This is a genomic window from Iodobacter fluviatilis, assembly GCF_004194535.1.
GTDB lineage: Bacteria > Pseudomonadota > Gammaproteobacteria > Burkholderiales > Chitinibacteraceae > Iodobacter > Iodobacter fluviatilis_A.
On record NZ_CP025781.1, the window covers coordinates 3,287,012 to 3,307,397 of the forward strand.

Sequence of the window (20,386 nt, forward strand, 5' to 3'; positions counted from 1 at the left end):
GTAAGTCTGAGAAGCACCACTGCTTAATCACAAAGGCGAAGGGATGCTCCCAAGTTGGAGGGGTATTCTCTTGCCTTGTGAAATAAGTATAAAAAATGGCTGAAACTTTAGCGCCAACTCACAACAACATGGCTTTATTTTATAAGTGGTTAGTAGTTAATGTTTAATGTTGTTTAGATAAATAAAATTTATTACGAATACGATGTTTTTGTCCGTCATATTTGTAATGTATGATTTTTTATTCTAACTTGTAGAAGCATGGTTGTAATCAGTTCTTTTAATGGATTTTAGATGGGTTGTTAATTTAATGGATTCATTTCGTGTGAAGCAGGTACGTATTAGACATTCGGTATTGATGGCACTATTTTTTTTGGGGGCATATTCTCAGGTTAGTGCCGAGGTTCGGTTTAATGTTAATGCCCTTGATCTGGAAGATCGTGAAAATATTGATCTTGAGCGGTTTTCTGCCGCGGGTTTTGTTTTGCCCGGGATTTATCGCATGGGCGTACGCATTAATGATCGAGTGCTTCCAGAGCAGGAGGTACTTTTTTTTGTGCCGAAAGAGAGTTCTAAAGAGAGCGTGCCGTGCTTGACTCCCAAATTGGTAAAACAGTTTGAATTTAAAGAAGAAGTGAACCAGAAATTAGTTTGGTCAGAGGGGGGACAATGTCTGAATTTGAGTGAACTAACATGGCTTGAAGCACGTGGTAATTTGCAGAAAAATACTGTTCAAGTGAGTGTTCCTCATATTTATCAAAAATATACTGTAGACAATTGGGATCCGCCAAGTAGTTGGGATGATGGTATCGGTGGAATAATGCTGGATTATAATCTGAATGGAATGTATCGCCGCGATCTGAACTCCTCATCCAGTACTAAATCGTTGAGCGGCAATGGTGTGTTAGGTGTGAATTACGATGCTTGGCGATTTAGGGCGGCTTGGCAGGCATCCGCGAACGAAAGTAGTTATAGCGGAGATATTCAGCGAGATTCAAGCTTTACCCGTTTTTACGCTTATCGGCCTATTCCAGAGCTAGGGGCAAAGTTGACAGTTGGTGAGAGTTCACTTGGGTCAATGGTATTTGATAGTTTTAACTTTACGGGCGCGTCAATTAATTCTGAAGATAAGATGTTGCCTCCTAATTTGCGTGGGTATGCGCCTGAGATTGTCGGCTTTGCAAAAACAAATGCCAAGGTTACGGTAAGTGAGCAAGGTCGCGTAGTGTACGAAACCACGGTACCTGCAGGTCCTTTTCGGATTCAGGAGTTGCACTCAGCGATAAGTGGCGCCTTGGATGTACGAATTGAAGAGCAGGATGGGAGTATTAGTGAGTATCAAATGAATACTGCCAATATTCCGTATTTAAGTCGCCCAGGGAGTGTTCGCTATCGTTTGTCTATAGGTCAGGCCACTGAGTATGTGCGTGAAAACAAAGGTGTGACATTTGCTGCCGGGGAATATTCTTGGGGGGTGAGTAACGGCCTTTCTTTATATGGCGGCGCTGTAGTCGGTGATGGGTATAGCTCTTTTGCTCTTGGATTAGGACGGGATCTTTGGTCTTTCGGTGCAGTTTCTTTTGATACTACGCATGCTATAGCCAAAGGAGTATCGCAAGAGGATATATCTGGTAATTCATATAAATTAAGCTACTCTAAACGCTTTGATGAATACAATAGCCAAGTAACTTTTGCTGGTTATCGTTTTTCTGACAAAACATTTATGAATATGAATGAGTATTTGAATAGATTGAATGAAGGAGATACGCGCGGTAATGGTAAGGATATGTACAGGTTGATGTTTAATAAGACATTTGATTCTGGCCTTTCTGCGTATATAAGCTTTGATAGAGAAACATACTGGGATAGAGAAACCACTAATTATTATAATTTATCTGTTTCTGATTCTTTTAGTATTGGTAATATTAAAAATGCCAGTGTAAATTTATCAATATATAAAAACATAAGAGATAATACTGAAAACAACGGCGTTTATTTGTCTTTTTCTTTTCCGCTGGGTAATGGTAATAGTGTGGATTTAAATACTAATTATGCAAATGGAAGTTCGACCAATACGATTGGTTACTATGGCAGGTTGGATGAAAATAGTAGCTATCGTGTTAGTGCGGGTAATGGAGAAAATCAGACCGCTAGAGGCGGTGCTTATTATCGCCACACTGGCAGCATTGGTGATTACTCTGTTAATGCAGGCTTTCAGGATTCAGCGTATCAATCTCTTGGTATGTCAGCTCAAGGGGGTATGACATTAACGGCTGAGGGCGGGGCGTTACATCGTTTGTCCACTCTTGGGGGAGCTCGTCTCTTGGTTGATACGGGAGGTGTAAGTAATGTGCCGGTTCTTGGGAATGGTAAGGCAACGTTCACCAATGGATTGGGTAATGCAGTAGTGAGTGATGTCGATAGCTATAGCCGAAGTGCTGTAAAAGTGGATTTAAATAAATTGCCTGATAATGTTGAAGCATCAGGGGCTGTGGTGCAAATGACATTAACTGAAGGGGCTATTGGCTATAAGAAAATGGATGTTATAGCGGGCTATAAAGCAATGGCAGTGTTGAAATTGGATGACGGTACATCTCCCCCATTTGGTGCGCAGGTGATGAATAAAGATAAACGCCAGGTGGCTATCGTCGGGGAGGGGGGCAGTGTTTATTTGACGGGCTTAAATCCGGGAATGCAAATGATGGTTAATTGGGGTGATTCAGAGCAGTGCATAATGATCGTGCCGAAAGATGCAGAATTTGGTAAGGGGTTTAATGTTAATTTAAATTTAGAATGTAAAATGAATAATAAGTAAAAATATGGTATTTCGTGATTGTGATGGGTTAACGATAAATTAAGAAGGGCAAAAATGATGATTAATAAATTAAGTGTGCTAGGTATGCTTGCGGTGCTGAGTGCTCATTCATATTCTGCGATTACCATGGATCGTACTCGGGTAATTATAAGTGAAAGTCAACAATCCGTAAGTGTTGGAGTAAGTAATAATAATAAGACTTTTCCTTATCTGGCTCAAGCCTGGATTGAGGCTGAGGATGGAAAGAAAATTAGTGAGCCTTTGGTTGTTGTTCCGCCTATTCAGAGGGTAGAAGCGAATGGTAAAAGCCAAGTCAAAGTAGTCGCTTTGCCTTCGCTAAAAGCATTGCCGCAAGATAGAGAATCTGTTTACTACTTTAATTTACGTGAAGTTCCACCTCGTAGCGATAAGCCCAATGTATTGCAAATTGCATTGCAAACAAAAGTTAAATTGTTTTATCGACCTAAAAGCATTGAAATGGAATCTTCAAGTATTCAAGAGTTAATGAAGGAGGTTACACTGGTTCAAGAAGGGGATTTTTATAAATTAATTAATCCAACACCTTTTCACATTACGGTGATTGATCTAAAAAAACTAGGCACTAAAAAAAATTCTAAAGATTTTTTATCCGTAATGGTGGCGCCCAAAAGCGATAAAATTTTAAGTGGTGTTACTGTAAAAAATGTTGGTATTTCACCTGCTTTAACTTTTATTAATGATTATGGTGGGCGTCCGCAACTTTATTTTAATTGTGAAAATGGAATATGCAAAGTTTCCGAGTTGAAAGAATAAATATTTAATATTATTTGCATATTGTATCAATTGTTTTTAATAAAAAAGTTTTTTTGTGGGAAATGGAATAATTTATACTCAACTCATGGTATGGGCTTGATTAATTATTGGAATAATTTGACTATGCGGATTGGAGATATATATTGAAATATCTGTTGATAATGTTGATGGGGGGTATTTATTTATATTCCGCCAGCGTATTCGCTGCGCCATCGATGAATTCAAGTCGCGCTGGATCATCAGGTATGACGAATGTTAGGATTAGTGGGGAGTTAGTTGCACCTGCATGTAGTTTGGAGGGGGATATTGAGGTAGATTTTGGTACAATTATAGATAAAGATTTATATTTGAATCAGCGAATAAATGGTGAAATATTCGAGATAAAATTACTTCGATGTAGTCAAAGTATGGTTGGGAAGGATGTTACTTTTTTATTTGGAGGCAGTGAAAGTACTCAGCTTCCAGGTTTAATTAAAACAACCGAAGCTAATTCTGGTATCGCAATTGGATTAGAGATGCTGGATAAAACACCGTTATCATTTAACAAACAAACACCAGGGTTTGAAATTGCCAACCCTGGTAATAATACAATTAAATTAAGAGCGTATGTTCAGGCGGAACCCAGAGCATTAAGTGATCATAGTATTAGGAGGGGGCTATTTAGCGCTACTTCTACTCTTGTCATATATTATCAATAATAGGTAGGGTTCGTATGTCGGTCTTTTCTTTTTTTTGTTTTTCAGGGCGCGTACCTGCTCAATGTTCAAAATCGTGTTTTTCAATGCTTTGTAAAGTTTTTTTGTCTTTAATATTTTTTTTGTATGCTCAGAACGCAGCTGCTTTTGAGTGTGAATATCGAGGTAATTATGTTGATAATAATGGCCAGACAGAGTTGCGCCTGGATGTAGAGTTGGCCCCTGAAATACACGGAGGCTATAATGAACTTGTAAAGTTTAATGAGGTATTCTGTGCTAATACCGTGCCTAACTCAGGTATTACAGATACGTTATATCTTAATAATCTGGATTTTAGAGGAGGGCTTACAGGAGCTGGTGCGGGTGCAATTGTACAGGGCGTTAAATATATACCACCATTTACAAGCAAAATTCATATTGTTACATTGGGGCCTGGGGAGAAAAAGTCGCTTCCGGTGTCTTTGTTTGTTGATGTGGGTGATACGCCTTCGGAAGCGCTAAAAATTAAAAAAGGCGAGCTATTTGCTATTTTTCGTATGAAGCAGGATAGTTCTCACGATGGTGGGCAATATTTTAATTTTAATTTCTATGCGCTCAATGATGTTGGCGTAGTAACAAATACCTGTGATGTTAATGGGGGAGAGCAAATTGATGTTGATTTTGGCCAAGTAGATAAATATCTACTTACGAATGATACGAATTCGGCAGTTAAATCGGTTGAGGTTCCCTTAAGTATTAGGTGTAGTCAATCTGCTTTCACTGGGCCAGTGGGGATAGAATTATTGGCAACGCCTGCTGCTTTTAATCAGGATTTTATTCAAACTACTTTGGGTTCTGATAAGAATAAAATAGGTGTGGCGATGCTGGATGCGAGCCGGAATGTGGTTAGGCCGGGGCGAAAGCTAACTAGCTATATCAGTAATGGGTTTGGATCGACCTCGGTTTCCTTTGTGCCGGTGAAAAATAGCACTATTACCAATGATCAACTGCCTGTGGGCGCTTTTAGTGCATCAGCTACCTTGGTGGTGAGTACGCCATAGGGGGAGTGGCAAGGCAATTGTCAAAGTGGTTGAGATATTTTTTAAATTTAGGCCGCTTGCAAGTCCTCGTTTATTTTAGCTTCAATGGCTCGGCTTAAGTTGTACTTGGCTTTGCCAGCGCCAGTTTCTGGCCTTGTTACGCCCCCGCTCCCAGCAGTGTCAGGTGGCATAGCGTTTTTTTATGGCGCTTTTATCTACCCTTGTTTCCTCTGCGTGCACTCGCCAGCCCGTTAAATAGCGGCTGAACAAGTTTTCGATCATATACAGCTTGTAATACTCACATTTTACCTGACTTGGCTGTGAGCTGATATAGCACATCCTGACTTGATTCGGGATGGTCGTGGTAAAGCGGGTCAGTTTGGCTTTGCGTAGCACGCAGTAAATCGCTGATTCAGAATCTAAATAGCGTCCTTCATTACTCAGAATAGGCCCAATCTGGCTGGGTGGTGCGCTGTTAAAACGCGGGCTGTTACACACAGATAAAATCACCCGATACTCCGTTTCACTCCGCTTATTTACTGGATTATTCCGCTCCACAAATGGCCGCTGATCCGCGATTACCTCACCGGCTGCCTGCCAGCGCCAGCTATGCACAGAAATACCGACGATTTCACAAGCGCGGTATAAGGAGCAAGCAGCTTGCTTAAAATGGCATCTTTACGAGTCTCGGAAATACGCGACATGATGAGTAACCAGCTCCCTAAGTAAGTTGAAATCCTAAAAAGGGAATATCTCAACTATCCTGATGCATGGGGATTGGTTAAATGGCTATTATTAATTCCAACGGCATTTGCACAAAAAGATTTGTAGGCTCTTTTCTCTGAGAAACACCGTGCTCTCTGTGGATTGATATTTAGCGACCTCAGTGCAGAGCATCAGCATTTATGTAATTAATTAGCGCTATGTTTTTTCTATGTGCTTATTAAAGCTCAGTGTCTGTAGAGCTTGTTTTAAAACCAATAGCAAGGGGTAGGTATTTATGCGCGTGTTACATGTATGTGCCGAGTTGTTTCCGCTGTTAAAAACCGGCGGGCTGGCCGATGTGGCAGGGGCTTTGCCCTTGGCGCTGGGGGATTTGGGCTGTGATGTGCGCGTGCTTTTACCTGGCTTTCCGGCGATTTTGGCGGGGCTTAATATTCAAGGTGAAGTCGCTACCGTGAATAGCATGGCGGGGCCAATTAGGATTTTATTTGGGCATACTGCCAGCGGCATTGCCGTGTATGTCATCGACGCGCCACATTGCTTTGATCGCCCCGGTAGCCCTTACCTTGATGTGGGCCAGCAGCCTTATAGTGATAATCATCTGCGTTTTGCCCTCTTGGGCTGGGTGGCGGCGCAGCTTGCCAGTGGCTTAGATCCTTATTGGCGAGCAGAGCTGGTGCATGCTCACGATTGGCATGCGGGCCTTGTGCCAGCTTACTTAGTGGCTGCGGGCCGGCCAGCAAAAAGCGTGTTTACGGTGCATAACTTGGCTTATCAGGGGGTGTTTCCGCCCTCGGCTTTTGCCAGTCTGGAATTGCCACCTGAGTTTTTTTCGCTGGAAGGCATCGAGTTTCACGGCAAGATTTCTTTTATGAAAGCAGGGCTGTATTTTTGCGATCATATCTCCACCGTTTCCCCTCGCTACGCCAGCGAAATCACCCATGATGAGCAAGGCTGCGGACTTGATGGCCTACTCAGAACCAGAAAAGCAGATCTAACTGGCATCTTGAATGGCGTAGACGATCAGGTGTGGAATCCGAGTCTCGACCCGCTGATCGCTGCAAACTATAGCGTGGAAAAAACGCAAGGCAAGGCCAAGTGCAAGCTAGATATGCAAACGCGGATGGGTTTAGATCAAACTAGCGATCAACCGCTGTTTGCCGTGGTTAGCCGCCTTACCGAGCAAAAAGGCCTGCATCTGGTACTGGCAGCACTGGATGAAATCACGTCCAGAGGCGGGCAGTTTGTGCTTTTAGGCGGAGGGGACGCTGCCTTGGAAGACGCCTTTAAAGCCGCTGCCGCAGCCAATCCAGCGCAAATTGCCGTGCAAATTGGCTATGACGAAGATTGTTCGCATCGCATTATGGCCGCCGCTGATGTGCTACTCGTGCCCAGCCGTTTTGAGCCCTGCGGCCTCACCCAGCTCTACGCCCTAAAATATGGCGCACTACCCTTGGTGCGCAGAGTCGGCGGCCTTGCCGATACGGTTATCGATTGCAGCCTAGAAAACCTAGAAGACGCCAGCGCCACTGGCTTTGTCTTTGACGACTTTAACGCAGCCAGCCTCAGCCGCGCCCTGCGCCGCGCCTTTATCCTTTGGCATCGTACTAAAGACTGGAAAATAGTTAGACGCAGCGCCATGCAAGCTGATTTTGGCTGGAGCGCAGCGGCCACGCAGTATATGGCTTTGTATGAAAAGTTGATTGGTGAAATAAGGTGATGATTTTGGTGCGGACACCCCCCTAAATCTTTAACCAAACAAGCATTGAGTCATTATTAGTTTATAAGGCATGTCAGCAACGCAGTCAGTGTTTTTAACAAAGGATTATCCCGATGACGGTTTCTTTTGAATACGATTCCCCTGGTAATGACACCGAGGCTTTAAAACAAGCTATTGCGAATAAGCTGGTTTTTTTTATTGGTAAGGACCCTATCGTGGCGCAGCCTAAAGATTGGCTGAATGCGACTTTTTTGGCTGTGCGGGATAGATTAGTTGAGCGCTGGATGCGCACCACGCGGGCGCAGTATTCTCAGGATTTAAAGCGGGTTTATTATTTATCGATGGAGTTTTTAATTGGCCGTGCTTTATCAAATGCGCTATTGGCTTTGGAATTGTTTGAGCCAGTAAAAGCTGCACTGGATGAAATGGGGGTGGATTTAAATGAGATTTTAGATCACGAGCCTGATGCGGCTTTGGGTAATGGAGGCTTGGGCCGATTGGCCGCTTGTTTTTTAGATTCAATGGCAACCATGGGCGTGCCAGGTTTTGCCTATGGCATACGCTATGATTTTGGAATGTTTAAGCAGCGCATTATTGATGGACAGCAAGTTGAAGCCCCCGATACTTGGCTGTCTGCTTTAAATGTATGGGAATTCCCCCGTGATGAAACTCAATATGTGGTGCAATTCGGCGGGCGAATAGAAAACACTGGCAATACGGTACATTGGCTGGATACGCAAGATGTATTGGCGATGGCTTATGATTATATTATTCCCGGCTATCAGACCACGGCCACCAATACACTTAGGCTTTGGTCGGCTAGGGCATCGCGCAGTATTAATTTACATATGTTTAATCAGGGCGATTATTTTGCGGCGGTAGAGGAGAAAAATCATAGTGAAAATGTCTCTAGGGTTTTGTACCCTGATGACTCTACCCAGCATGGCAAAGAGCTTAGATTACGACAGGAATATTTTTTTGTTTCAGCTTCTTTGCAAGATATTTTGCATCGCTATCTATTTACCCACGAAGATTTTAATCAATTAAGCGATAAAACTGCAATTCATTTAAATGACACGCATCCAGTATTAGCGGTGCCTGAGTTAATGCGATTATTGATGGATGAATTTCATCTGGATTGGGATACGGCTTGGGGGCATACGCAAAAGATTTTTTCTTATACGAATCATACTCTGATGAGCGAAGCGCTGGAAACATGGCCGGTAGAGATGTTTGCTCATTTATTGCCCCGACATTTAAAAATTATTTTTGATATTAATGAGCGATTTTTAGCCGAGGTTAAACAGCGTTTTGCTGGTGATGATGCTTTGATTAGCCGTGTTTCTTTAGTGGATGAATCGGGCGAGCGTAAAATTAGAATGGCTTATATTGCCGTAGTGGCTAGCCATAAGGTGAATGGCGTTTCTGCCCTGCATTCACAATTAATGAAATCGACCATCTTTGCTGATTTCGCTCGTATTTATCCAGAGCGCTTTACCAATGTAACTAATGGCATTACGCCTAGGCGCTGGTTAGCTCAGGCGAATCGGCCGCTGGCTGCTTTGATAGACGATAAAATTGGCAAAACTTGGCGGGTGAATTTAGATGAATTAGCCGAGCTAAAACCTTGGGCCGAGGATGAAGATTTTATAAATTGTTTTATGGCGGCTAAACGGCAAAATAAACAACGTTTGGTTCGTTATATTGCTACGCATTTGGGTGGGGTGGTATCCCCTGATGCACTATTTGATGTGCAAGTAAAACGTATCCATGAATATAAACGGCAGTTGTTAAATTTATTGCATGTGATTGCGCGTTATCAGTATATTTTAAAAAATCCAGATGCTGCAATTGTGCCTAGGGTAGTTATTTTTTCAGGTAAAGCGGCATCTGCATATAAAACAGCTAAATTATTAATTCATTTAATTAATGATGTGGGTAGTAAGATTAATCATGACACTAGGGTGGGCGATAAGCTTAAAGTGGTTTTTATTCCTAATTATAGCGTTAGCCTTGCTGAAATCATTATTCCTGCGGCTGATTTATCTGAGCAGATTTCTACCGCAGGCACCGAGGCATCAGGCACAGGAAATATGAAGTTTGCATTAAATGGCGCGTTAACGATTGGTACTTTAGATGGTGCCAATATTGAAATTGGCCAAGCGGTGGGGGCGGATAATATTTTTATATTTGGCAATAATAGCGACGATGTACAACGCCTGCGGCAAGAATCCTATAACCCACGGGCTATTTATGAGGCAGATCCTATTTTGCACGAGGTATTAAATAGCATTGCATCGGGCGTATTTAGCCCTGATGAGCCGGAGCGATATCGGGTGTTATTTGATTTACTGGTTAATTGGGGCGACCATTATCAATTATTGGCTGATTTTGCCGATTATGTCAAAGTGCAGGGGAAAGTAGACGCCCTGTATTTAAAACCATTGGAATGGCATAAAAAGGCGCTGTTTAATGTGGCAGGGATGGGGCGCTTTTCATCAGACCGCAGTATTAGCGAATATGCGCGTAAAATATGGAATAGCAGCAGTGTTAAATTGTAATTGTTGTTGCGGTATGGTTAGAGTAATGCTGAAACAATGATAGAAAACGAGATCATATATATACCGCAGCACCTCAGAAGCTGAATTATTGTGTTATCCCCGTGTTTCTATCGGGGATTTTGCAGAGCCGCTGGATTCCCGATAAAAGTATTCGGGAATGACGATGTTTGGACTACAGCAGAGATATTTTTTCACTTTTGTGTATTCTCTGATCACTCATTTAACGCTGTGCCGACAGCAATTTTTAATTATCAATCTGCTGGGAATCCATGCAAAAAGATCAACATTTAATTGAAGAAAAAATTAGTAGCGAGCGGGTATTTGATGGCGCTTTATTACATATCAACCGTGACACTGTGCGCTTGCCTGATGGTAGCCATGCCACGCGTGAATATGTGATCCACCCCGGTGCCGTGATGATTATCCCTGTGTTGCCCGATGGCAAGCTGCTGATGGAGCGGCAGTATCGCTACCCTATGCATCGCGTGTATTTGGAGTTCCCGGCAGGCAAGCTGGATGCCGGTGAAGATGCACTGGCTTGCGGCAAGCGCGAGCTATTGGAAGAAACCGGGTATACCGCGCAGAAGTGGCAAAAATTGGGCGTGCATCACCCCATCATCAGCTATACCAATGAAGAAATTCATTTTTATCTTGCCGAGGATTTAACTGCAGGCCAGGCCCAGCTGGATGAGGGCGAGTTTGTGGAGTGTGTTTCCCTGAGCCTAGATGAGTTGATAGCTGGGGTACTGGATGGATCGATCACCGATGGTAAAACCGTGGCTGGTATTTTTTGGGCAGAGAAGATGCTCAGTAGCAAACAAGATTTAATTTAAGGAGTCGTGATGCAGTATAAAACGATATTGATGGCATTAATGATGGCCAGTGGTCTGGTCTTGGCCGATTGTGAGAGTTTAATTCAGAAAACTCGTGATGAAATCCATGAAAACAAAGAGGATTATTCGCTGGCCTCCAGAAACAAGGCGCTGGCTTATTTAATGAAGGCAGATGTAAAGCATATCAATGCCAATCCTCTGCCGGATTTTGAATGCAAAAAACTAGTACATAAGGCTAAGTCTGAATTAAGGCATGGGAAAAAATAAACGCTTGGCCCCTTGGCGCTGGCGAGATTTCAGGCTTATTTTCTTGTGGCTGCTGATTTTGCTTGGATGCCAGCGGCCTATGCCAATATAATCTGATCTTTCCCCGCACTTTCTGGTTTATGACAGTACGCCGCTATCAGCTCAGCATAGGTATTGCCTTCTTGGCGATCATGCTGCACGTCCTGATGCCCTTGCTGCACGCCACATTGCCGCAGTCTGCTTTAAGAAGCAGCGTTTTCTGCGGCACGATGACACCGATTGTTGAATATCAACTCAGCCAGCTTCCTGGTAGTAAGTCTGAATCTTTATTAGCTAAGGCCGCCCCAGCCTGTGTGCTCTGTGCCCATGCCGATCAGACTCAGGCACCGGCAGTCGCTATACCGGCAACGATAGCGGCTGTGGCCATGTTGCCGCATAGTTTTGGCATGCCAGCAGCGCCACCGCTGCGCCTGCATCGCAATATATCCCATCCTCCCCCGGGCCATGCCCCGCCTGTTTTTTCCTAGCAGATTCTTGATATCCGCATGCTAGGGTTAAAAAGCTAAATTCTGTAAACACAGAAAAAACCTAAGGTTTGTCTGTTTGCTTTTGTTCTTATTTGGCTCTGTGTCTACGGATCTGAGGTTTTTCAGCCTTTTGTCTAAACACTCGCGCGTTTGTATGGATCTGCTCAGCCTTTTTGCACCCAGTTTATCTGGCGTGCTTTTTTATGCTGTTTGGAGAAAACCATGCGTTTATATGCCATTCTTGCCTGCCTTATTTTGTCTGCCTGCAATTCTAGTGGTGATAGCGCCACAGCCACGCCTATTAGCCCACAGCCAGATCAGGCGGTTGCGGTGCAGTTTGCGTTAAAAGCCGGTGGGCAAACGGCGGAATGTAATACCACATTGCCAGCACTGGGGAGCCGTGCCACATCTGCCAAGTTGCGTGATGCCCGCCTTTATGTACACGACATTAAACTGATCAATGCCTTGGGGCAGGAAGTGCCGCTGGCGCTCACGCAAAATGCCTCGCAATACCTGAATGTGGCGATGCTGGATTTTGAAAATAAAACGGGTAATTGCGTCGGCAGCTCAGCGCTAAACCAGCAGGTTACAGGTACTGCGCCAAGCGGCCAGTATGTGGGGCTTAGCTTTAAAGTGGGTGCACCTGATACCGCCAAAGATGCGGCAGGCAAAGAGGTGATTCTTAATCACAGCGACACAATGGCGGTGCCTTCGCCGTTGGATATTATGGCACTGGGCTGGAGCTGGCAGGCGGGGCGTCGCTTTGTGCAGCTGGAGCTTAATCCGGATGTGCCCGCAGTTAACGGCAAAACCGTGAATTGGTTCTTTCACTTAGGCGCAACGGGCTGCAAGGCTGATGCAGTAAATGCCAATTTGTTTAGCTGCAGCAATCCAAATATTCTGCCGCTGCGTTTTGCCAGCTTTGATGTGGCAAAGCAGCGGGTGGTGCTGGATTTAGCCAGCCTCTTGCAAGGGGTGGATCTCAGCCAAGATGCGGGTGGGGCGATGGGCTGCATGAGCGGGCCGACCGATCCGGAATGCGCGCAAATCTTTAATAATCTTGATCTGAATCTGAATGAATCAGCTGCAGGTAAGAAGGATGCGGGCCTGCCTAAGGGCGATGGCAATTTCTCTAAAGTATTTAAGGTTGAACTGAAATGATTTTACGCTGCCTGCTGGCAGCGTTAGTGCTCGGCGGCTGCGTGCAGTCGGGCACTTCTACCGATGATCCGGCTCGCCAGAGTGCGAGTTGGTCATGGGCGCTGCCGTTTTATTTCCCTACTCCAAAAGTGCCTAGCGACAACCCAATGAGCGAGGCCAAGTTTCAGCTCGGCCGCGCCTTGTTTTATGACGTAAGGCTGTCTGGCAACGGCCAGCAAAGCTGTGCTTCCTGTCATGAGCAGGGCAAAGCATTTACGGATGGCCGCGCTGTGGCGACAGGCTCTACCGGTGAACACACGCCGCGTAATGCGCAGAATCTGGCCAATGTGGCTTGGCACAGTACGTACACTTGGGCGAATCCGGCATTGGTTACGCTAGAGCGGCAAATGGAAGTGCCCTTGTTTGCCGAGCATCCAGTAGAAATGGGCGTCAATGATCAGAACAAAGCCACGGTGTTGGCGCGCTTTCAGGCTGATCGTGATTATGTGCAGCGCTTTGCTGAGGTTTTCCCTGGCGAGCCAATCGGCTTTAGCCAGATCATTAAAGCCATTGCCACTTTTCAGCGCGGGTTGATTTCTGCTTCTTCTAAATATGATCAATATTTGCAAGGTAAGGCCACGCTGTCGGCAGCCGAGCTGCGCGGTAAAGATCTGTTTTTTGGCGAGCAGGCGGAGTGCTTTCATTGCCACGGTAGCTTTAATTTTAATGATCAGGTGGTGCATGCCGGTTCTGGCCTGACTGAGGCTTTGTTTCATAACACGGGTCTTTACAATATCGATGGTAAGGGGGGCTTTCCCGAGCCTAACCGAGGCTTGTTTGAGCTGAGCGGTGTGCCGCGTGATATGGGCATGTTTCGTGCGCCCAGCTTACGCAATGTGGCGCTAACCGCCCCCTATATGCACGATGGCAGCATCGCTACGCTGGAAGAAGCGCTGGATTTTTACGCCGCAGGGGGGCGTGAAATTAAAACCGGCCCGCATAGAGGGGATGGCCGTCTTAATCCATTTAAAAGTGATTTGATTGTTCGTATTCAGTTAAACGAGCAAGACAAAGCCAATATCGTCGCCTATTTAAAGACTCTGACCGATGAAAAATTTATTAATGATCAGCGCTTCGCTGATCCTCGCCGCAGCAAATAGTGCGCTGGCGCACGACAGGCCGCATGACGATGAAGGGGCTGCCACAGAGATTCATCTCTTAAGCAATGTTCGCTATTTAAGCGCAGAGTCAGCGTGGCCATCCGCTCTGCCAGTTCTGGCCGCCAGCCAAGAAGACCTGCGTGGTATGCGCTACGGTGGCTCTGGCCTTGCTTGGCAGCAGCGCTGGCTGCAGGACTTAAGTAGCCATGTGGTGCTGGCTTATGACGACCATGAGCAGGGTATGGCCGTGGATCATGCTGCTTTTTTTTATCACGCAGGGGCTACGCAGTGGACGCTAGGGCGGCAGTCGCCACTATTGGCCAGTGGCGGTTTAAGTGCTTGGGCTTTACCAGAGCTTTGGCTGAACACTGTACTGGGAGATGATCACTGGCACGAAGATGGCTTAGCGCTGCGCTATGCCACTGGTGCGGTGACTGGTCACGCGGGTGTATTTAGAGGAGCAGGTTTACCTGGGACAGAAAGTGCGCTCTGGAGCACAGGGCTGGAGTGGCAGGATGGGCCTTGGCATATCAGTGGGCATGCGGCTTACGTGGCGGAGGTTAAACGCTCTTTGGCCTCTGATGCGCACACCGGCCATAGCCATGCAGGGCAAGTTACAGGTTGCGCTCAGCTGATTGATTGTTTTGCTGGAGATACCCTACTCATGCGCGCCAATGCACGCTGGCAAGGCGATCAGTTTTGGCTGCACGGGGCTGCAAGTTGGCAAAAGCAGGATGGCCAACTTGAAAGCACCTTGGCTAAGGTTAATTATCAGGGCGAATTAACAGGATTTGCGCTGGAAGGGGGCGTGTCGATCAATACAGAGCTAAGCCTTGCGCTAAGGCATGAGCAGATGGCTATCCATCATCAGCTAAGCGGCGTTAATGCCGCACAAATTGCCAGTAAAAATGGCATCGCCAATAGCGATGAATGGCCACGGCAAACGGGTGTGCGCTTGGCTTGGCAAGCTCACACCGCGCATTTGTTGGCGCTAGAGTTGTATCAGACTCATATAAATGGCGAATCAAACCGTATGGCTATGTTGCAATGGCAAATGAATGACCGGCTGTACTGATTTATGCAGGCACACAGCAGAGAAGTTTTGAACTAGGGGGGGCTCCAGAGAGCACTAGCAGCCTGTCGGACTTAAGCGATCGTAGCGAGGGAAAAACCAGTTTGAGACAGATTTCGTGGGTTTTTGAGGCGAATAGCTGGCTATTCAACGAGAAAATGCGTGAAATATGGCCAAATCCGGCTTTTCCGTAGTAGATCAGTCTTAAGTCCGACAGGCTGCTAGGGTCTATTGACGTTTCATTCGCGGCTGCGTTTGGCCCAGTTTTGGGGCTGAACAAGGAGAAAATGGCGACATGGTACGAGTACCATGAGCGATTTTTAACGCCGTGCAGCCCCAAAAATGGGCTAAACCCGAAGGGCTGAGCCGGAAAATGGCCATTCACTGCGTTATGCTCCTCGACAATAACCCGTTATTGCCTTCGTTACATGCCTTGTGCTTGGCCGTTTTCCGGCTCAGCGCAATGGTGAATGAAACGTCAACAGACCCTAGGTTTCCATGCGAAAAACAGTGCTTAAATGGTGTCGTTTTTTTAATGTTTTTAGAGTGCGCAAGATCCAGTGCCTTTGCACATTCTAGCGCTTGTGCGTTAGAGCTGAGTTGGTGCGGAGTGAAACGAAGCCCAACATTCCTATCCATGTTTCAAAACCATCTTCCACTTTTAAATCAGGGATTCTAAAAATGAAAAAAATCGCTTTATTACTCGCTTCTTCCGTGTTGTCTGTTTCGGCGTTTGCCCATGAATACAAAGCTGGGGATATCCGGGTGGTTCATCCTTTTTCAGTGCCAACACTGCCTGGTAAGGATGTTGGCGCGGCTTATATTGGGCTTGAAAATAAAGGCGAGGCCGATGTGCTGCTTGCGGCTAGTACAGCTCGTGCCGAGCGGGTTGAGCTGCATACTATGAGCATGGAGGGTGATGTAATGAAAATGCGCCAGATTAATGAGCTAGAAGTCAAAGCCGGTGAAACCATCAAGATGAAACCGGGCATGGGCTATCACTTGATGATGTTTGGCCTAAAACAGCCGTTAAAAGCTGGGGATAAATTTCCGCTGAAACTGCAGTTTAAAAAATCAGGGGCGGTAGAGGTGTCGGTGATGGTGCAGGAGCGCGAAGTGGGTGCTAAGGCGGCAGAAGGGCATTTTCATTAATGACGTAGCTTAGTAGGGTAGCAGCGTTATCCAGGGCATGGCTGGCTAGCAGCCAGCCGTTCCCTTCGTTTTAATAATTTCGTGACTTCGCTCTTCTTGCTGCAAGACGGCTTTCGTAAAGCCAGATACATTTCTTATTTTGTAAGTAATTGATTGTCTATTTTTGCTTTAAGCAAGCTTATGTTGTTAGCAATATTTTTGCCTTTGATTTCCTGTTGTTCTCAATTTATGGCACTTTATGCGTTTATCATCAGCATAAAGTGCCAATATCTGCGCTAAATCAAGCACGCTTATGGCATAAAGAGCGATGCTCTTGCTGCTTTATCTCTGCATTGGCCTAAATTGCTACGTATAGAAAATTGATTCTGGCTGAAAAGTAAGTCTTTACGCGACATGGCGGGCAATTTACACACTAATAAGGCATATTATTTACGTCGCCTTTGTTCTATTTTTGCGTATTTAGTTCCTGTGGTGTGAAAATTACCCCTGCAAAAATGGGATTTTTAAGTAACGCACCGCTACGTTTGTAAGGTATTAATAGTAGCAATACAACACTTCATACTTACAAAGGATGCCCAGATGGCAAATCAGTCTAGCCACCCTAAAGGCCTCTACCTTTTATTCGCCACTGAAATGTGGGAGCGCTTTTCTTACTACGGCAACCGTGCTTTATTAGCGCTGTTTATGATTTCTGCGCTGTCGTTTGACAAGCATTTTACCTCGGCGCTGTATGGGCAATACACGGGTTTGGTGTATTTGGCACCGCTGGTCGGTGGCTATGTCGCTGATCGTTTCTGGGGTAATCGCCGCTCTATTGTTGTTGGTGGCGTATTGATGGCACTTGGTCAGTTTCTGTTGTTTTGTGCAGGAACTTGGTATCAAGAAGCAAAGCTTGCCATTCCATTTTTTTACAGTGGTCTCGGTTTTATTATTGCGGGTAATGGTTTTTTTAAACCGAATATTTCGACGATGGTTGGCCAGCTTTACGAGGCAAACGATAGCCGTAAAGACACCGCCTATACCATCTTTTATATGGGGATTAACTTAGGCTCGTTTATGGCTCCGCTGATTTGTGGTGCTTTGGGCGACACGGGTAATCCGGCTGATTTTCGCTGGGGTTTTTTAACTGCGGGCGTGGGGATGCTGATTTCTTTGGCGATCTTTATCTCTTTCCGTGATAAGTATTTGGTTGATCCAGTAGGTAAGTTAATCGGCTTAGCACCAGGAAAAATCAGCGCAGAAGAGCGGGCTAAGCGTGATACACCACTGACTCAAGTTGATATCGAACGTATTATCGTGATTGGTGTATTGTCATTTTTCGTGATTTTCTTTTGGTCGGCATTTGAGCAGGCGGGTGTATCGCTGACATTCTTTGCTGCTGAATCGCTAGATCGTGAAGTACTGGGCTTTGTTGTACCAACATCATGGTTTCAATCGCTTAACCCTGTATTTGTGCTGATTTTTGCTCCGGTATTGGCATCCCTTTGGACCTTTCTATCCAAGCGCGGCGCAGAGCCTAGCTCACCCACTAAAATGGCATGGGGTCTGTTGTTTCTAGGCTTTGGTTATATCGTGATTGCCATGGCGGTAAAACACATCGAGCCAGGCGTAAAAGTATCCATTATGTGGCTGGTTACAATGTACTGGCTGCACACCATGGGTGAGCTGTGTCTTTCCCCGATTGGCCTCTCACTTGTGAATAAGCTGGCTCCGGCCCGCTTTGCCTCGCTGCTCATGGCGGTATGGTTTACGGCTAGCGCTGCAGCTAACTGGTTTGCGGGTGTTTTGGCTGGTTTCTATCCAGAAGCTGGCCAAGCTATTCCAAGCTTTATGGGCTACCAAATCAGCAGTATCTATGAGTTCTTTATGCTGTTTGTAGGGATGGCGATGGCGGCGGCGGCACTGTTGCTGCTTTCAACCAAAAAGCTGCAAAAAATGATGCACCAAGACGTAATCGCTTAAATTTTTGTGCTCTGATCAACAGCCCGCTGCTGCGCTTTGCGTATAGCGGGCTGTTTTTTTGCCTTAGAGGGGAGTGCTACTTGCATTGCTTAAATATCTAGCTCGCTCTGATCAGCGCTCAGGCGTAAAATGCCTCCCCATGCAAAATCCATCTCTTCCTTCTCATCCTATTGGCGTGTTTGATTCTGGCGTTGGCGGTTTAACTGTAGTGCGCGCCCTCATGGACAGACTGCCGTTTGAAAATATTATTTATTTTGGTGATACTGCCCGAGTGCCTTACGGGGTGAAATCGGTGGATACTATTGCCCATTTCACTCAAGAGATCGCCCAATTCTTGCAAAATCAGCAGGTAAAAATGTTGATCATTGCCTGTAATACGATGGCGGCGGTAGCGGCCGATTTGGTGCGTGCCAATTCCAATGTGCCGGTGCTTGATGTGATCGAAGCCGGTGCTCGCAATGCGGTAGAAGTCAGCTGGACGGGGGGTATTGGCGTGATTGGTACGCCAGCCACGATTAACTCTAACGCCTATGCCCGAGCAATTCACCAACTTAATCCTAGTTACCGTGTGTATTCGCAAGCCTGCCCGCTGTTTGTGCCGCTAGTCGAAGAGGGGTGGTTAGATCATCCGGTCACTAAGCTCACGGCTCAGGAATACTTAAAGCCTGTTTTCGTAGAAAAGATCGACACGTTGGTATTGGGCTGTACTCACTATCCGCTGATTAAGCCGCTGCTTTTAGATTTGGTCGGTGGGCGAATGAAACTGGTGGATTCGGCCTTATCCATTGCCGATCAGGCGGCTGATTTATTGCAGTCTTCTGGTATGGCAAACCCCAGTCATCTTGCGCCGGAATACCGCTTTTATGTGACCGATGTGCCAGTTAAATTCCAAAGCGTAGGCGAGCGCTTTTTGGGGCGCAGCTTGAATAAAATTGAGCGGGTTAATTTGTAATCGCGCTCTGGGTACAGCGGGTGAGGCCAAAAGAAACACGAACAAACACCGAGGTTTAAGGTGGTTTCTTCGTGTTTTTTGTTGGTGATTATTTTTGGGTATGCAGTTTAAGCCCAGTCTGCCGCCATCGCCCTAACGGTATCTATGACGAGCTGCTTGCTGCTATCGCTGCGTTTGCCGCTGCGCCACGCCATCATGACCTCCCATTCCCAAACCGGTAAATCGCTGATTGCTAGTTTGATTAGCCGCCCTTCACGCAAATCCCGCTTAACGGCGACTTCCGGCATAAAAGTTAAAAAACCATGCTCCATCGCCATTTCGCGGGCGGCGCTGGCGGGTTGAATGGCGTGGATGGGGCCGCTAGCGGTGCGATAACTGCGTAGCTGGCTAATAAGTTGATCACAACCATCCCCCCAAAATTGCGGGGCGAGCTGCTCGTTGGCGATATCCGCCAAGCTTAAAACGCCGGAGCGGGCAAGCGGGTGGCGTTTGTGCACCACCGCCACAATAGAGGAGCGCCAAATACGCTCCATCTGAATGCCTGCCATAGGTGGACATTTTAAAATAAAGCCTAGCTGGGCTTTACTGCTTAAAAGTTGCTCCATGATATTGGGCGAATGATCGGTATTGCAGCGTATTTCAAGCGGCGCTTTGGCCAGCGCGACCAAAATAGGGCCAAAAATCACCGATGCCAAAGAGGGCATGCAGGCTAACTGCATTCTGGGAAGGGCCGGTGCGCCTTGCAGAGCTTGGCGGCCGGTTTCTAGAGCGGCTAAGGCTTCTTTTACCGACGGTAAAAAGCCGAGGCAAGCGGCTGTGGCAATGGCTCCTCGGCGATGGCGTTGAAATAACTGCGTGCCTAAATCAGCCTCTAGCAGGCTTACGCGCTGACTCACCTGAGGCTGTGACCAGCCCCGCCGTGCTGCCGCTTGACTAAAGCTGCCACAGGCCTCGATATCAAGCAGTAATTACAAATCATCAAGGCTAAGAGCCATAAGAAAAACCCATATTAAATATTAG

Annotated in this window: 17 protein-coding genes; 15 read left to right on the forward strand and 2 right to left on the reverse strand. The window is 46.1% G+C overall.

All coding sequences use genetic code 11. The features are described from left to right. The first annotated feature begins 307 nt into the window (after nucleotides 1–307). The 4 genes from C1H71_RS14595 to C1H71_RS14610 all read left to right on the forward strand — a co-directional run bounded on the left by C1H71_RS14595 (nucleotide 308) and on the right by C1H71_RS14610 (nucleotide 5,339). Complete coding sequence (locus tag C1H71_RS14595) at nucleotides 308–2,812, forward strand: fimbria/pilus outer membrane usher protein (protein WP_188053324.1); 2,505 nt, start codon at nucleotides 308–310, stop codon at nucleotides 2,810–2,812. Between the two features lie 54 nt (nucleotides 2,813–2,866). After that, entirely contained in the window at nucleotides 2,867–3,604 is a 738-nt protein-coding gene (locus tag C1H71_RS14600) for a fimbria/pilus periplasmic chaperone (protein ID WP_130107201.1), read from the forward strand. A gap of 143 nt (nucleotides 3,605–3,747) precedes the next feature. After that, nucleotides 3,748–4,302 (forward strand): fimbrial protein, encoded by a 555-nt coding sequence (locus tag C1H71_RS14605; RefSeq protein ID WP_130107202.1) that lies wholly within the window; start codon nucleotides 3,748–3,750, stop codon nucleotides 4,300–4,302. A 14-nt stretch (nucleotides 4,303–4,316) separates the two neighbouring features. Then, nucleotides 4,317–5,339 (forward strand): fimbrial protein, encoded by a 1,023-nt coding sequence (locus C1H71_RS14610; protein WP_130107203.1) that lies wholly within the window; start codon nucleotides 4,317–4,319, stop codon nucleotides 5,337–5,339. Between the two features lie 159 nt (nucleotides 5,340–5,498). Here the strand turns inward: C1H71_RS14610 and C1H71_RS14615 are convergent, their stop codons facing one another. Beyond that, complete coding sequence (locus tag C1H71_RS14615) at nucleotides 5,499–5,933, reverse strand: hypothetical protein (protein ID WP_130107204.1); 435 nt, start codon at nucleotides 5,931–5,933, stop codon at nucleotides 5,499–5,501. A 385-nt stretch (nucleotides 5,934–6,318) separates the two neighbouring features. Here C1H71_RS14615 and glgA point away from each other — a divergent pair, with 385 nt between their 5' ends. The 11 genes from glgA (at nucleotide 6,319) to murI (ending at nucleotide 19,366) form a co-directional block, all read left to right on the forward strand. Next, nucleotides 6,319–7,761, forward strand: coding sequence for a glycogen synthase GlgA (gene glgA, locus C1H71_RS14620; RefSeq protein ID WP_130107205.1), 1,443 nt, complete (start codon nucleotides 6,319–6,321; stop codon nucleotides 7,759–7,761). A gap of 113 nt (nucleotides 7,762–7,874) precedes the next feature. Continuing rightward, complete coding sequence (locus tag C1H71_RS14625; RefSeq protein ID WP_130107206.1) at nucleotides 7,875–10,322, forward strand: glycogen/starch/alpha-glucan phosphorylase; 2,448 nt, start codon at nucleotides 7,875–7,877, stop codon at nucleotides 10,320–10,322. Between the two features lie 269 nt (nucleotides 10,323–10,591). Beyond that, nucleotides 10,592–11,155: an NUDIX domain-containing protein gene (locus tag C1H71_RS14630; RefSeq protein ID WP_130107207.1), complete on the forward strand. Its 564-nt coding sequence runs from the start codon at nucleotides 10,592–10,594 to the stop codon at nucleotides 11,153–11,155. A gap of 9 nt (nucleotides 11,156–11,164) precedes the next feature. Beyond that, nucleotides 11,165–11,422, forward strand: coding sequence for a hypothetical protein (locus C1H71_RS14635; protein ID WP_130107208.1), 258 nt, complete (start codon nucleotides 11,165–11,167; stop codon nucleotides 11,420–11,422). A 119-nt stretch (nucleotides 11,423–11,541) separates the two neighbouring features. Next, on the forward strand, nucleotides 11,542–11,928 hold the full coding sequence (locus tag C1H71_RS14640; protein ID WP_130107209.1) for a hypothetical protein: 387 nt from the start codon (nucleotides 11,542–11,544) through the stop codon (nucleotides 11,926–11,928). A gap of 222 nt (nucleotides 11,929–12,150) precedes the next feature. Next, a complete protein-coding gene (locus C1H71_RS14645) occupies nucleotides 12,151–13,089 on the forward strand; it encodes an MbnP family copper-binding protein (RefSeq protein WP_130107210.1) in 939 nt (312 codons plus the stop codon). Continuing rightward, nucleotides 13,086–14,228: a methanobactin export MATE transporter MbnM gene (locus tag C1H71_RS14650; RefSeq protein WP_130107211.1), complete on the forward strand. Its 1,143-nt coding sequence runs from the start codon at nucleotides 13,086–13,088 to the stop codon at nucleotides 14,226–14,228. The genes C1H71_RS14645 and C1H71_RS14650 overlap by 4 nt, the downstream gene beginning before the upstream one ends. Further along, on the forward strand, nucleotides 14,176–15,303 hold the full coding sequence (locus C1H71_RS14655) for a hypothetical protein (protein ID WP_130107212.1): 1,128 nt from the start codon (nucleotides 14,176–14,178) through the stop codon (nucleotides 15,301–15,303). The genes C1H71_RS14650 and C1H71_RS14655 overlap by 53 nt, the downstream gene beginning before the upstream one ends. Before the next feature lie 678 nt (nucleotides 15,304–15,981). Then, nucleotides 15,982–16,452: a copper chaperone PCu(A)C gene (locus C1H71_RS14660; protein WP_130107213.1), complete on the forward strand. Its 471-nt coding sequence runs from the start codon at nucleotides 15,982–15,984 to the stop codon at nucleotides 16,450–16,452. Between the two features lie 579 nt (nucleotides 16,453–17,031). Further along, complete coding sequence (locus C1H71_RS14665; protein ID WP_130107214.1) at nucleotides 17,032–18,414, forward strand: peptide MFS transporter; 1,383 nt, start codon at nucleotides 17,032–17,034, stop codon at nucleotides 18,412–18,414. A gap of 139 nt (nucleotides 18,415–18,553) precedes the next feature. Next, nucleotides 18,554–19,366 carry a glutamate racemase gene (gene murI, locus C1H71_RS14670; RefSeq protein WP_130107215.1) on the forward strand — a complete coding sequence of 271 codons (813 nt, stop codon included), beginning with the start codon at nucleotides 18,554–18,556 and terminating at the stop codon, nucleotides 19,364–19,366. 107 nt (nucleotides 19,367–19,473) lie between these two features. Here the strand turns inward: murI and C1H71_RS14675 are convergent, their stop codons facing one another. After that, complete coding sequence (locus tag C1H71_RS14675) at nucleotides 19,474–20,331, reverse strand: LysR family transcriptional regulator (RefSeq protein ID WP_308418313.1); 858 nt, start codon at nucleotides 20,329–20,331, stop codon at nucleotides 19,474–19,476. Nucleotides 20,332–20,386 lie beyond the last annotated feature (55 nt).

Excerpts from the sequence above, each read along its gene's own strand:
- C1H71_RS14595 (WP_188053324.1), top strand. The coding sequence starts at position 308 with ATGGATTCATTTCGTGTGAAGCAGGTACGTATTAGACATTCGGTATTG.
- C1H71_RS14600 (WP_130107201.1), top strand. The coding sequence starts at position 2,867 with ATGATGATTAATAAATTAAGTGTGCTAGGTATGCTTGCGGTGCTGAGT.
- C1H71_RS14610 (WP_130107203.1), top strand. The coding sequence starts at position 4,317 with ATGTCGGTCTTTTCTTTTTTTTGTTTTTCAGGGCGCGTACCTGCTCAA.
- glgA (WP_130107205.1), top strand. The coding sequence starts at position 6,319 with ATGCGCGTGTTACATGTATGTGCCGAGTTGTTTCCGCTGTTAAAAACC.
- C1H71_RS14625 (WP_130107206.1), top strand. The coding sequence starts at position 7,875 with ATGACGGTTTCTTTTGAATACGATTCCCCTGGTAATGACACCGAGGCT.
- C1H71_RS14630 (WP_130107207.1), top strand. The coding sequence starts at position 10,592 with ATGCAAAAAGATCAACATTTAATTGAAGAAAAAATTAGTAGCGAGCGG.
- C1H71_RS14635 (WP_130107208.1), top strand. The coding sequence starts at position 11,165 with ATGCAGTATAAAACGATATTGATGGCATTAATGATGGCCAGTGGTCTG.
- C1H71_RS14640 (WP_130107209.1), top strand. The coding sequence starts at position 11,542 with ATGACAGTACGCCGCTATCAGCTCAGCATAGGTATTGCCTTCTTGGCG.
- C1H71_RS14645 (WP_130107210.1), top strand. The coding sequence starts at position 12,151 with ATGCGTTTATATGCCATTCTTGCCTGCCTTATTTTGTCTGCCTGCAAT.
- C1H71_RS14650 (WP_130107211.1), top strand. The coding sequence starts at position 13,086 with ATGATTTTACGCTGCCTGCTGGCAGCGTTAGTGCTCGGCGGCTGCGTG.
- C1H71_RS14655 (WP_130107212.1), top strand. The coding sequence starts at position 14,176 with ATGAAAAATTTATTAATGATCAGCGCTTCGCTGATCCTCGCCGCAGCA.
- C1H71_RS14660 (WP_130107213.1), top strand. The coding sequence starts at position 15,982 with ATGAAAAAAATCGCTTTATTACTCGCTTCTTCCGTGTTGTCTGTTTCG.
- C1H71_RS14665 (WP_130107214.1), top strand. The coding sequence starts at position 17,032 with ATGGCAAATCAGTCTAGCCACCCTAAAGGCCTCTACCTTTTATTCGCC.
- murI (WP_130107215.1), top strand. The coding sequence starts at position 18,554 with ATGCAAAATCCATCTCTTCCTTCTCATCCTATTGGCGTGTTTGATTCT.